General features: G+C 70.6%; 8 protein-coding genes and 1 tRNA gene. 4 read left to right on the forward strand and 5 right to left on the reverse strand.

Annotated features, from left to right (window positions below; all coding sequences use genetic code 11):
• Positions 1-249 precede the first annotated feature (249 nt).
• From ACFU5F_RS40510 to sucC, 5 genes are all read right to left on the reverse strand, one after another.
• On the reverse strand, positions 250-2,253 hold the full coding sequence (locus ACFU5F_RS40510) for a glycosyl hydrolase (RefSeq protein ID WP_383898456.1): 2,004 nt from the start codon (positions 2,251-2,253) through the stop codon (positions 250-252).
• 327 nt (positions 2,254-2,580) lie between these two features.
• A tRNA-Leu gene (locus tag ACFU5F_RS40515) sits at positions 2,581-2,665 on the reverse strand.
• A gap of 184 nt (positions 2,666-2,849) precedes the next feature.
• Positions 2,850-4,415 carry an aldehyde dehydrogenase family protein gene (locus tag ACFU5F_RS40520; RefSeq protein WP_383898458.1) on the reverse strand — a complete coding sequence of 522 codons (1,566 nt, stop codon included), beginning with the start codon at positions 4,413-4,415 and terminating at the stop codon, positions 2,850-2,852.
• A 146-nt stretch (positions 4,416-4,561) separates the two neighbouring features.
• Complete coding sequence (gene sucD / locus ACFU5F_RS40525; RefSeq protein ID WP_383898460.1) at positions 4,562-5,446, reverse strand: succinate--CoA ligase subunit alpha; 885 nt, start codon at positions 5,444-5,446, stop codon at positions 4,562-4,564.
• A gap of 11 nt (positions 5,447-5,457) precedes the next feature.
• Complete coding sequence (gene sucC / locus ACFU5F_RS40530) at positions 5,458-6,588, reverse strand: ADP-forming succinate--CoA ligase subunit beta (RefSeq protein WP_383898462.1); 1,131 nt, start codon at positions 6,586-6,588, stop codon at positions 5,458-5,460.
• A gap of 143 nt (positions 6,589-6,731) precedes the next feature.
• On the opposite strand from sucC, the gene ACFU5F_RS40535 reads away from it, so the two are divergent.
• The 4 genes from ACFU5F_RS40535 to ACFU5F_RS40550 all read left to right on the forward strand — a co-directional run bounded on the left by ACFU5F_RS40535 (position 6,732) and on the right by ACFU5F_RS40550 (position 13,377).
• On the forward strand, positions 6,732-8,417 hold the full coding sequence (locus ACFU5F_RS40535) for a thiamine pyrophosphate-binding protein (protein WP_383898464.1): 1,686 nt from the start codon (positions 6,732-6,734) through the stop codon (positions 8,415-8,417).
• Positions 8,418-8,427: 10 nt separating this feature from the next.
• Positions 8,428-9,693 (forward strand): formyl-CoA transferase, encoded by a 1,266-nt coding sequence (gene frc / locus ACFU5F_RS40540; protein ID WP_383898466.1) that lies wholly within the window; start codon positions 8,428-8,430, stop codon positions 9,691-9,693.
• Between the two features lie 3 nt (positions 9,694-9,696).
• A complete protein-coding gene (locus ACFU5F_RS40545) occupies positions 9,697-11,829 on the forward strand; it encodes an acetate--CoA ligase family protein (protein ID WP_383898467.1) in 2,133 nt (710 codons plus the stop codon).
• Between the two features lie 159 nt (positions 11,830-11,988).
• Entirely contained in the window at positions 11,989-13,377 is a 1,389-nt protein-coding gene (locus ACFU5F_RS40550; RefSeq protein WP_383898469.1) for an OFA family MFS transporter, read from the forward strand.
• Positions 13,378-13,424 lie beyond the last annotated feature (47 nt).

Genomic DNA, 13,424 nt, shown 5'->3' on the forward strand with positions numbered 1-13,424 from the left:
GAGCTGTCGCTCCGTCCGCGCGCACAGGGGTTCGACGTCAGACGTGCGTCACGGGCATCCGGTACCGGCCGCGCAGCGGGCACCGGACCGACGAGGACACGAGGATCACCTCGTACAGGGAACGGGGAACGACGACAGCGGTGCGGTCACACACGGCCGGGCTCCCCTCTCTCGTCTGTTGGTGGGGCGAGTCTAGGGACGGTGAGGGGGCCGGGTCACCGCATTTTCCGTGCGCCGTGTCATCCGGCGTCATTCGGCCCGGAGAGCGTCCACGTACACGACCCCCTCGGTGACCGTCTCGCTCGCCCGGCCGAGGTACAGGTTGAACGCCGTCACCTTCGCCAGACGAGCCTCATCGAGCACGGCGGCGGCGTTGCCGGTGTCCCAGGGAGCCGGCCGGAACTCGCCGAAGGGAGCCCTGAGTTCCCGCCCGCTCGTGTCGTCCAGGGGAAAGCGGTACTGGAACGGGACCCCGTCGGCGACGATCTCCAGCGCCCCGGCGTTCTCCGACCCGTCGCCCCGCAGCCACAGCGCCAGGGCGGTGAAGGCGGACCAGTCCTCGACGACCGGCCTGCCGATGCCGGTGAACTCCGCGCCGGTGAAGTCGTACGCGTAGGCCAGCCCGTAGGAGCCGGAGGACTTGTGCTCGGGCGACAGGCTGAGCGTGTGGGTGTTGAGGTGGGTGTACGCCTCGCCGAGGGCGACATCGTCGCCGGCGTACCCCTCGAAGTCGTCGATCCAGCCGGCGGGGAGGGGAGCGGCCTCCCCGAGGAGGACGACGGCGGAGTCGGTGAGCGTCTCGCCGCCCACCCGCGCGCGGACGGTGAGGGTCGCCGAACCCTTCCTCCGCAGGGCGGCGTCGATCGGCCAGACGCCCGAGTGGTAGCCGTCGGCGTCCGGGCGCAGGGGTCGGGCGGGTCCCCCGTTCACGGAGTAGGTGACCCGGGCGGCCCGCGCGGGCGTGACCCGCACCCGGACGGTGGTCCTGGCGGCCGTCACACGCTGCCGGTCCGTGGGGGTCACCAGATGGAGGGACGGGCCGTTCCTGACAGCGGTGGTACGAGCGGTGAACACGCCGCGCAGATCGGCGGCGAAGAGAGTGAAGGCATCCTGGTGGAAACGGACGAAGTCCGGCAGCAGGGCGTGGCCCGGGTACGGCACATAGGCGCGCTTGGTGCCTCCGAAGTTGGCCCAGGTGGCCATGTACGTCACCTGACGGGCCAGCGGGTCCGCCTCGACGGCCCGCAGCAGCCGGGTGAACCACTGGGGGTCGCGGATCTCGGTACCGCTCTCCCCGAACTCGGTGAAGGCCGGCACCTTGCCCCGCTCGTTCGCGAGCCGGACCACCATCGCCAGGTCCCGCACCAGACCGTCCAGCCAGGGGGTCGGTCCGGCGCCCTCGTCGTAGGAGTCGTAGCCGAGGACGTCGACGAACCGGTCGCCCGGGTACGTCCGCAGGTAGCCGGCCGGGTCGCCGCCGAGGCTCGCGTTGGGCGAGTAGGCGTAGAGCAGGTTGTGGACGCCCCTGGTGTCGCGCAGGTACTCCACGGTGTAGCGGAACAGCTCGATGAACTCGCCCGAGGTGGTGTGGCCTGCGCCCCACCAGAACCAGCCTCCGTTGTTCTCGTGGAAGGGCCGGAAGATGACCGGGATGGCCGTGCCGTCCGGTCGCCGCGCGCCCTTGACCGCCTTCGCCACGCGGTCGAGGAAGCGGTTGAAGCGTGCGTGCCTCGCCCCTCCGGGGAGGATCTGGCCGACGACCCGGCCTGCGGTGTCGTAGAAGTCCTTGCCGGTGACGAAGTTCGGCATGTGGGCGCTGAGGGTGTTGATCCCGCCGCGCGCGTCTCCCTGCCGGATGCACCGGCTGAGCGCGGCGATGTTCTCGGCCTCGGTCCCGTCCTTGGCACCGGGGCGCTCGTCGCCGTCGAGAATGAGGGTGTCCCAGCCGAAGACCGCGGGGTGGTCGCCCACCGCCGCTCTGGTGTCGGACGCCCTGCCGTCGGGTGTGGTGAAGGTGAAGCCGTAGGTGAGGTCGTGCTGGTGGCCGAAGAGAATGCCCCTGCCCCGCTGCCGCCTCAGGTACGCGAACAGCGCGCGCGTGGCGGGGGTCGCCCTGTCGTCGACGATCCGGACCGGCATCGGTGTGCCGGGGGGCGCGGCGGGCGAGGCCACCGATGTCCGGGTGCCGGCGGCCGCGGCGACCGCGGCGCCCAGGAGGATGAACGCGCGGCGCTTCAGGGGAGAGCTGGGCATGTGTGTCTCCTTGTGACGTGCTCGGCTGCCACGAGGCAGCGGTGGGACGGCACCGACGTGCTGCACGCGCGGGGTCCGTCGGCCACCTGTGGGGGTCCTTCCCGTGACGCGGCCGGTCGCGGAAGAGCGGCGTCCTGGTCAGGGACCTCCGCGACGCATGGCACGCGTGTGGTTCAAGTGAGGCCATTTGACTGGAGGTTGAGAAGAAACGAAAGAGTCCGGCGCGATCCGCCGGGGACAATGCGGTGGCGAGGAGAGTGGCCATGGACACGCGAAGGGCCCCGACCTGACGGTCGGGGCCCTTCTCACGTGTGTCGCCGTAGCGAGTGTCCGAGGGGGGACTTGAACCCCCACGCCCGATAAAGGGCACTAGCACCTCAAGCTAGCGCGTCTGCCATTCCGCCACCCGGACCAGGTGCCTGCCGCCTGGCCAGGGGTTTTCCCTGCGGCGACAGGGACAACAATACCAAGGTTTCGGAGTGCCCTTCACCTGGATATCCGCCCGCACGTGGGGGCCCGGACGGGGCCGTACGGGTCTCGGCGAGCAGACCCGCACGGCCTCACTTCAGGTGTGCGGACGGTCACGATCCGGCGGGTCAGGCCGCGGACGGCATGAGGTGGTACTCGGGGAAGTTCCCCGGCAGCCGCTCCCCCGCCGGACCGTGGGTGACGGCCCTGACCAGCAGGTCACCGCCGACGAAGGCACCCCGCCAGGACGCACCGAAGCCGCCGAACAGCTCGTCGCGGTCGCCGCGCGAGCGGGGGATGCCGTGGCCGACCTTGAACGCACGGATCTGGGGTGCCAGCCGCTCGTACGTGGCCCGGTCGTCGGTGGAGAGGGTGGCGACGAGCGCGCCGTTGGAGGCGTTCATGGCGGCGAGCAGTTCGGCCTCGGTGTCGACCAGGACGATCGTGTCGACGGGACCGAAGGGTTCCGCGTGGTGGAGGGGGGAGGACGCGGGCGGGTCGAGGAGGGTGACGGGCTGGACGTACGCGGCGGTGTCCTGGCCGGGCAGGAAGCGCGCGTCGGAGAGCCTGCCCCGGTGCAGCGGGACGGCGCCCCGGTCGACGGCCTCGGCCACCTGGTCGGCCAGTTCCTTGGCCTTGGCGGCGTTGATGACGGGTCCGAGGTCCAGCTGGGGAAAAGGGTCGTCGGGGTGTTCCACGGCCAGCGGGTGGCCGACCCTGAGGGTGCGGACCGCCGGGAGGTAGGCCGCGAGGAACTCGTCGAACAGTTCACGCTGGACGACGAAGCGCGGGTAGGCGGTGCAGCGCTGTTTGCCGTAGTCGAAGAGTTTGGGGACGACGGCGGTCAGGGCGTCCCAGTCGGTGTGGTTCCAGACGCCCCAGGTGTTCAGCCCCTCCTGTTCCAGGACGTGGCGTTTGCCCAGGTCGGTGACTGCGGTGGCCACGGCGGCGCCGGTGTCGCGGCCGCCGACGAAGGAGACGCAGCCGATCTCGGGGGCCCGGACCAGCGCCTGCGACAGCTCACGTCCGCTGCCGCTGACGAGGGTGACGGGGACGCCCTCCCGGGCGGCGAGGGCGGTGGCGAGGGTGAGGCAGGCGACGCCGCCGTCGGTGGGGGTCTTGGCGATGACCGCGTTGCCCGCCAGCGCCTGGACCAGCATCGCGTGCACGAGGACGCTCATCGGGTAGTTCCAGCTGGCGATGTTGGAGACCGGGCCGTCGAGGGGGACGCGGCCTTCGACCATGGGCTCGATGCCGTCGACGTACCAGCGGACGCCGTCGATCGCCCGGTCCACGTCGGCCTGCGCGAGCCGCCAGGGTTTGCCGATCTCCCAGACGAGGAGCAGGGCGAGCAGTTCCCGGTGCTGGGTGAGGGCGTCGAGGGTGGCGGCGACCCGGGCGCGGCGTTCACCGAGGGGGACGTGGCGCCAGGCCCGGTGCTGGTCGAGGGAAGCTCTGACCGCCTGGTGGGCGGTGGTGCCGTCCAGGCGGGGCGGGCCCGCGACGGGGCTGCCGTCGACGGGGCTGGTGGCGGCCAGGGCACGGCCGTCGGCCCGCCAGGCGGCGCCCCAGTGGTTGAGGACGCGGTCGTCCCGGAAGGCTTCGGGGGCGACGGCCAGACAGCGCCGCCAGGCGTCGGCCCAGGCCGTGCCGGACTTCAGGGTGAGGGTGGGTGTGGCGGTGGGTGGTGCCATGGGGTTCTCCGCTCTCGGTGCACAGTCGGGGGCGGGTTGCGCGGTGGTCGGTGGGGCTGTTGCCGGTGGGACTGTTGCCGGTGGGGCTGTTGCCGGTGGGGCTGTTGCCGGTGGGGCTGTTGCCGGTGACGTTGTTGCCGGCGGTGTCAGCCCTCGGACTCCAGGGCGGCGAGCACCAGCCGGGCCGTCTCCGTGGGAGTGCCGCCGACCCGCACCCCGACCGCTTCCAGCGCCTCCTTCTTGGCCTGCGCGGTGCCGGAGGAGCCGGAGACGATCGCGCCGGCGTGGCCCATCGTCCTGCCCTCGGGTGCGGTGAAGCCGGCGATGTAGCCGACGACCGGTTTGGTGACGTGGTCGCGGATGTACGCGGCGGCGCGTTCCTCGGCGTCGCCGCCGATCTCGCCGATGAGGACGATCAGTTCGGTGTCGGGGTCGGCCTGGAAGGCGGCCAGGCAGTCGATGTGGGTGGTGCCGACGACGGGGTCGCCACCGATGCCGACGCAGGTGGAGAAGCCGATGTCGCGGAGTTCGTACATGAGCTGGTAGGTGAGGGTGCCGGACTTGGAGACCAGGCCGACGCGCCCCGGCTTGGTGATGTCGGCGGGGATGATGCCGGCGTTGGACTGGCCGGGGGTGATCAGGCCGGGGCAGTTGGGGCCGACGATCCGGGTGCCCCGGGACCGCGCGTACGCCGTGAAGGCGACGGAGTCGTGGACGGGGATGCCCTCGGTGATGACGACGGCGAGGCCGATGCCGGCGTCGGCGGCCTCGGCGACGGCCGCTTTCGCGAAGGCGGGCGGGACGAAGACGACCGTGACGTCGGCGCCGGTGGCCTCGATGCCCTCGGCGACCGAGCCGAAGACGGGGACGGCCCGCTCGTCGAAGTCGACGGTGCGGCCGGCCTTGCGGGGGTTGACGCCGCCGACGACGTTCGTGCCTGCCGCGAGCATGCGGCGGGTGTGCTTCATGCCCTCGCCGCCGGTCATGCCCTGGACGAGGACCCTGCTCTCCTGGGTGAGGTAGATGGCCATGTCCGGGCTCCTCAGTTCGCGTGGGCGAGGTCGGCGGCGCGGCGCGCGGCACCGTCCATGGTGGTGGCCTGGTGGACCAGGGGGTGGGCACGGGCGTCGAGGATCGCCCGGCCGCGTACGGCGTTGTTGCCGTCGAGGCGGACGACCAGCGGTTTGGTCAACCGGACGCTGTCCAGGGCCTGGACGATGCCGTCGGCGACCGCGTCACAGGCGGTGATCCCGCCGAAGACGTTGACGAGGACGGATTTCACGGCCGGGTCGGAGAGGATGACGGAGAGACCGTCGGCCATGACCCGGGCGGAGGCGCCGCCGCCGATGTCGAGGAAGTTCGCGGGGCGCGCGCCGCAGCCCGCCACCACGTCGAGGGTGGACATGACGAGTCCGGCGCCGTTGCCGATGACACCGACCTCGCCGTCCAGCTTCACGTAGTTGAGCCCCTTGGCGGCCGCGGCGGCCTCCAGCGGGTCGTCGTGCGCGACGTCCTCGTCGCCCAGGCGGGTCTGCCGGAAGCTCGCGTTGTCGTCGAGGGTGACCTTGCCGTCGAGGGCGAGGATGCGGCCCTGTTCGGTACGGACGAGCGGGTTGACCTCGACGAGCAGCGCGTCCTCGCGGGTCAGCACCTGCCAGAGTCGCATGAGGACGTCGACGGTCTGCGGGGGCAGGCCCGCCGTCTCGGCGATCTCGGACGCCTTGGCGGAGGTGACGCCCTCGGCGGGGTCGACGGGGATCCGGGCCACCGCCTCGGGCCTGGTGGCCGCCACCTCCTCGATGTCCATGCCGCCCTCGGCCGAGGCGATCGCGAGGAAGCCGCCGGCCGCGCGGTCGAGGACGTAGGAGACGTAGAACTCGCTCTGGATGGCGACGGGTTCGGCGATCATCACCGTACGGACGGTGTGCCCCTTGATGTCCATGCCGAGGATCTGCCGTGCGGTCAGCTCGGCGGCGGCGGGGTCGGCGGCGAGCTTCACTCCGCCCGCCTTGCCGCGCCCGCCGGTCTTCACCTGTGCCTTGACGACGACGCGTCCGCCCAGCCTGCGGGCGATCTCGCGGGCCTCCTTGGGCGAGTCGGTGACCTCGGCCCTCGGGACCGCGATGCCGTGCTGTGCGAAGAGTTCTCTTGCCTGGTGCTCGAAAAGGTCCATTCCGGCTCCTGACTCAAAAGTGCCGCACGCCCCCTGGACACCATCCACGGGATGCGGGATAACAAGGTTCATACAGTATTCGTCGACTGTATGCAATCAACCGCGAGAGCGCTCCAACCCCTACGAAGGGACAGGACTTCGCCATGCCCGACGGCAACAGCCAGGAACTCATCTCCGGTGGTCACCTCGTCGCCAAGGCACTCAAAGCGGAGGGTGTGGAGGTCATCTACACCCTGTGCGGCGGCCACATCATCGACATCTACGACGGCTGCGTCGACGAGGGCATCGAGGTCGTCGACGTCCGCCACGAGCAGGTCGCCGCCCACGCCGCCGACGGCTACGCCCGGATCACCGGCAAGCCCGGCTGCGCGGTCGTCACCGCCGGCCCCGGCACGACCGACGCCGTCACCGGTGTCGCCAACGCCTTCCGCGCGGAGTCCCCGATGCTGCTGATCGGCGGGCAGGGCGCGCACACCCAGCACAAGATGGGGTCCCTGCAGGACCTGCCGCACGTCGACATGATGACGCCGATCACCAAGTTCGCCGCGACCGTGCCCGACACGGCCCGCGCCGCCGACATGGTCTCGATGGCGTTCCGCGAGTGCTACCACGGCGCCCCCGGGCCCTCCTTCCTGGAGATCCCGCGTGACGTCCTCGACGCCAAGGTGCCCGTCGAGAAGGCCCGCGTACCCAAGGCCGGCGCCTATCGGGCCTCGACCCGCTCGGCCGGCGACCCCGAGGCGATCGAGAAGCTCGCCGACCTCCTGGTGCACGCGGAGAAGCCCGCGATCCTGCTGGGCAGCCAGGTGTGGACCACGCGGGGCACCGAGTCCGCGATCGACCTGGTGCGGACGCTGAACATCCCGGCCTACATGAACGGGGCGGGGCGGGGCACCCTGCCGCCCGGCGACCCGCACCACTTCCAGCTCTCCCGCCGGTACGCCTTCTCCAACGCCGACGTCATCGTCATCGTCGGTACGCCGTTCGACTTCCGCATGGGCTACGGCAAGCGGCTGTCGCCGGACGCGACCGTCGTACAGATCGACCTCGACTACCGGACCGTCGGCAAGAACCGCGACATCGACCTCGGGATCGTCGGCGACGCGGGCCTCGTGCTGAAGTCGGTGACCGAGGCGGCCTCCGGGCGCATCAACGGGGGCGCGTCGCGGCGCAAGGAGTGGCTGGACGAGCTGCGCGCCGCCGAGCAGAGCGCCATCGAGAAGCGGCTGCCCAGCCTGAAGTCGGACGCCTCGCCGATCCACCCCTACCGGCTGGTCAGCGAGATCAACGACTTCCTCACCGAGGACTCGATCTACATCGGCGACGGCGGCGACATCGTCACCTTCTCCGGCCAGGTCGTGCAGCCCAAGTCGCCCGGGCACTGGATGGACCCGGGCCCCCTCGGCACGCTCGGCGTCGGTGTCCCCTTCGTGCTCGCCGCCAAGAAGGCGCGGCCCGACAAGGAGGTGGTGGCCCTCTTCGGCGACGGCGCCTTCTCCCTCACGGGCTGGGACTTCGAGACCCTCGTCCGCTACGACCTCCCCTTCGTCGGGATCGTCGGCAACAACTCCTCCATGAACCAGATCCGTTACGGCCAGAAGGCCAAGTACGGCGAGGAGCGCGAGCGGATCGGCAACACCCTCGGCGACGTCCACTACGACAAGTTCGCCCAGATGCTGGGCGGTTACGGCGAGGAGGTCCGCGACCCCGCCGACATCGGCCCCGCGCTCCGCCGGGCCCGGGAGTCGGGCAAGCCGTCGCTGATCAACGTCTGGGTCGACCCGGACGCGTACGCCCCCGGAACCATGAACCAGACGATGTACAAGTGAGGTGCCCCCGATGACCCCCACCGCAGGAACGTCCGGCGCCGGAACGTCGGCCAAGGCTCTCGAAGGCATCCGCGTCCTCGACATGACGCACGTCCAGTCCGGACCGTCCGCCACCCAACTCCTCGCCTGGCTCGGCGCGGACGTGGTGAAACTGGAGGCACCGACCGGGGACATCACGCGCAAGCAGCTGCGCGACCTCCCGGACGTCGACTCCCTCTACTTCACCATGCTCAACTGCAACAAGCGCAGCATCACCCTCAACACCAAGACCGAGCGCGGCAAGGAGATCCTCACCGAGCTGATCCGGCGTTCCGACGTCATGGTCGAGAACTTCGGACCCGGCGCGGTCGACCGCATGGGCTTCACCTGGGACCGTATCCAGGAGATCAACCCGCGGATCGTCTACGCCTCCATCAAGGGGTTCGGCGACGGTCCGTACACCAACTTCAAGGCGTACGAGGTGGTCGCGCAGGCCATGGGCGGGTCCATGGCGACCACCGGTTTCGAGGAGGGGCCGCCGCTGGCGACGGGGGCCCAGATCGGGGACTCGGGCACGGGCGTCCACGCCGTGGCGGGGATCCTCGCCGCGCTGTACCAGCGGGAGAGCACCGGGCGCGGGCAGCGGGTCAACGTGGCCATGCAGCACGCCGTCCTCAACCTCTGCCGGGTGAAGCTGAGGGACCAGCAGCGGCTGGCCCACGGGCCGTTGCGTGAATATCCCAACGAGGACTTCGGCGACGAGGTTCCCCGCTCCGGGAACGCCTCCGGCGGCGGCCAGCCCGGCTGGGCCGTGAAATGCGCGCCGGGCGGCCCGAACGACTACGTGTACGTCATCGTGCAGCCCGTCGGCTGGCAGCCGATGAGCGAGCTGATCGGCCGGCCCGAACTGGCGGACGACCCCGAGTGGGCGACGCCGGAGGCCCGGCTGCCCAAGCTGGGCAAGATGTTCCAGCTCATCGAGGAGTGGTCGTCCACGCTGCCCAAGTGGGAGGTGCTGGAGCGGCTGAACGCCCGCAACATCCCGTGCGGGCCGATCCTGTCCACCAAGGAGATCATCGAGGACGAGTCCCTGGTCTCCAACGAGATGGTCGTCACCGTTGCGCACCCCGAGCGCGGCGACTTCGTGACCGTCGGCAGCCCGCTGAAGCTGTCCGACTCCCCGGTGGACGTGACCAGTTCACCCCTGCTCGGCGAGCACAACGAAGAGGTCTACGTCGGCGAGCTGGGGCTCGGCGACGAGGAGCTGCGCCTGCTCAAGTCGAACGGAGTGATCTGATTGATGGCCGAAGACCGGATGCTGAGGGTGCGCGGACTCCTCGACGCCGTACGGGCCGAGGGCCGGAGCGCGCTGACCGCCCCCGAGGGCAAGGTGGTCGCCGACGCGTACGGGATCGCCGTCCCCGGTGAGGAGCTGGCGCGGGACGTCGACGAGGCGGTGTCGTTCGCGGCGCGCTTCGCCGGACCGGTGGTGATGAAGATCGTCTCGCCGGACATCCTGCACAAGACCGACGCGGGCGGGGTGATCGTCGGGGTGGAGGGCGCGGCCGAGGTACGGGCGGCGTTCCACACCATCGTGGACAACGCCCGCGCCTACGCGGCCGACGCCCGGATCGAGGGCGTGCAGGTCCAGGAGCTCCTGCCGAAGGGGCAGGAGGTCATCGTCGGCGCGGTGACGGACCCGACGTTCGGGAAGGTCGTCGCGTTCGGGCTCGGCGGGGTGCTGGTGGAGGTCCTCAAGGACGTGACGTTCCGGCTCGCGCCGGTCGACGCGGACGAGGCGCTGTCGATGCTGGACTCGATCCGCGCGGCGGAGATCCTGCACGGGGTGCGCGGGGCGCCCGCCGTGGACCGCTGGGCGGTCGCGGAGCAGATCCGCCGGGTCTCCGAACTCGTCGCGGACTTCCCGGAGATCGCCGAGGTGGACCTCAACCCGGTGATCGCGACCCCGCAGGGCGCGGTCGCGGCGGACATCCGGGTCATCCTCGCGGAATCGGTGCCGAAGCCGCGGCGCAGGTACGCGCGCGAGGAGATCCTCACGTCGATGCGCCGGCTGATGCAGCCCTCGTCGGTGGCCGTGATCGGGGCCTCCAACGAGCAGGGCAAGATCGGCAACTCGGTGATGCGCAATCTCATCGACGGCGGATTCGCCGGGGAGATCCATCCGGTGAACCCCAAGGCCGATGACATTCTGGGCCGCAAGGCGTACAAGAGTGTCACGGACGTTCCCGGTGAGGTGGATGTGGCGGTCTTCGCGATCCCCGCCACGTTCGTGGCAACGGCGCTGGAGGAGGTGGGCCGCAAGGGCATCCCCAACGCCGTACTGATCCCGTCGGGTTTCGCGGAGACCGGCGAGCACGCACTCCAGGACGAGATCGTGGCGATCGCCGAGCGGCACGGCATCCGGCTGCTCGGGCCGAACATCTACGGTTACTACTCGACGTGGCAGGACCTCTGTGCCACGTTCTGCACGCCGTACGACGTCAAGGGCGGAGTGGCGCTGACCTCGCAGTCCGGCGGGATCGGGATGGCCATCCTGGGCTTCGCGCGCACCACGAAGACGGGTGTGTCGGCGATCGTCGGGCTCGGCAACAAGTCGGACCTCGACGAGGACGACCTGCTGACCTGGTTCGGCGAGGACCCGCGCACCGAGTGCATCGCGATGCACCTGGAGGACCTGAAGGACGGGCGGGCGTTCGTGGAGGCCGCGCGGGCGACCGTCCCGAAGAAGCCGGTCGTGGTCCTCAAGGCGGGCCGTACGGCGGCCGGGGCGAAGGCGGCGGGCTCGCACACGGGCGCGCTGGCGGGCGACGACGCCGTGTACGAGGACATCCTGCGGCAGGCCGGGGTCATCAGGGCGCCGGGGCTGAACGAGATGCTGGAGTACGCGCGCGCGTTGCCGGTGCTGCCGGCTCCGCAGGGCGACAACGTCGTGATCATCACGGGTGCCGGCGGCAGCGGCGTCCTGCTGTCGGACGCGGTCACCGACAACGGGCTGTCCCTGATGGAGATCCCGCCGGACCTGGACGCGTCCTTCCGTGCGTTCATCCCGCCGTTCGGGGCCGCGGGCAACCCGGTCGACATCACCGGCGGCGAGCCCCCGTCGACGTACGAGGCGACGATCAGGCTGGGCCTGGAGGACCCGCGCATCCACGCGCTCGTCCTCGGCTACTGGCACACCATCGTCACCCCGCCCATGGTGTTCGCCGAACTCACCGCACGCGTGGTGGCCGAGTTCCGCGAGCGGGGCATCGAGAAGCCGGTCGTCGCGTCGCTCGCGGGTGACGTCGAGGTGGAGGAGGCGTGCCAGTACCTCTTCGAGCGCGGGGTCGTGGCGTACCCGTACACGACCGAGCGGCCGGTGGCGGTCCTCGGCGCCAAGTACCGGTGGGCGCGTGCCGCGGGGCTGCTGTGACGGGCCCGGGCGGCACGGCTGTCGGGAGGCGGTGGCGATGACCTGAGCGACGGCCCGAACCACGGGGCCCGCGGCGACCGCTCACCGCGGGCCCCGGCGCAGAGAAGCACGGACAGGGGGCGCTGGCCAGACTTCTTCCACGCGGAGGGTTCGAACGACATGGCAACAACTGACATCTCCACACCCGTCCCCTACCGGGAGGTGACGGACGCCAACGGCAGGATGTACCGGATCGGCGAGACCGACCTGGACATCATGGGGCGCAAACGCAAGTGGATGGTCATCCTGCCGTGGGTGGGCATGATGGGCATCAGCTCGGCGGAGTACGCGTTCGCGTCCGCCGAGGAGACCCTGCACACCGCGCACAGCTGGAGCAACCAGCACATCTTCTGGATGCTGGGCGTCTGGGTGTTCTTCCAGGCCGCGGTGGCCTTCCCGGCCGGCAAACTCCGGGAGAGCGGCAGACTGCCCGCCCGCTGGGCGATGATGCTGGGCGCCGTCGGCACCCTGCTCGGCTACCTGTCCCTGGCGTTCGCACCCCACGTCGTCGTCGCGTACATCGGCTTCGGCATGTTCAGCGGCATGGGCGCCGGCATGGTCTACGCGACCTGCGTGAACATGGTCGGCAAGTGGTACCCGGAGCGCAAGGGCGGCAAGACCGGCTTCGTGAACGGCGGCTTCGCCTACGGTTCGGTGCCGTTCGTGTTCATCTTCACCGGGTTCATGGACCTCACGAACTTCCGGTGGGTGCTCGTCGGTGTCGGCGTGTTCCTCGCGGCGGTCGTCGCCGTGGCGGGTCACTTCTTCCAGGACCCGCCGAAGAACTGGTGGCCGGCCGAGGTCGACCCGCTGCGCAAGCCGGACGACCCGCGTGCGCGGCGCGCGCTGGAGAAGAACCCGCCGGCCGTGAAGCAGTACACGCCGGGCGAGGCCTGGCGGACGGGCCGGGTCGCGTTGATGTGGTTCTGTCTGCTGTGCACCTCGGGTGTGAACATCTTCGGCATCGCCTTCCAGGTGCCGTTCGGCAACGAGGCGGGTTTCGCGGGCGGGATCGTGGCCACCGCCATGTCCTTGAAGGCGATCGTCAACGGTACCGGCCGCGGTGTCATCGGCTGGCTCTCCGACCGCTACGGCCGCAAGCAGTGCCTGATCTTCGTCTGCATCGTGCTGGGCCTGTCCCAGTACGGCATCCTGTGGTCCGGCAACATCGGCAACCTGCCGCTGTTCCTGGTGTTCTCCAGCATCTCCGGGTTCGGCGGCGGCGCCATCTTCCCGATGTTCGCGGCGATGACCGCGGACTACTTCGGCGAGAACAACAACGCCTCCAACTACGGTCTGGTCTACAGCTCCAAGCTGGTGTCGGGTCTGCTCGGCTCCGGTATGGGCGCCGTGGTCGTGGGCGCCTGGGACTACGCGGGCGCCTTCGTGCTCGCCGGCTCCATCTCGCTGTTCGCCGGGTGCGTGGCGGTCTTCCTGCACCCGCCGGGGCGGCCGCGCAACCGGCACATCGCTCCCAACCCCCGTCCCCTCGGTGACGAAGTGGCCTGACGCCCTCGCGTACGGCAGCAGGCGGCCGCCCCGTGGTCCCGCACCAC

The organism is Streptomyces sp. NPDC057438 (assembly GCF_042802995.1).
Classification (GTDB): Bacteria; Actinomycetota; Actinomycetes; order Streptomycetales; family Streptomycetaceae; genus Streptomyces.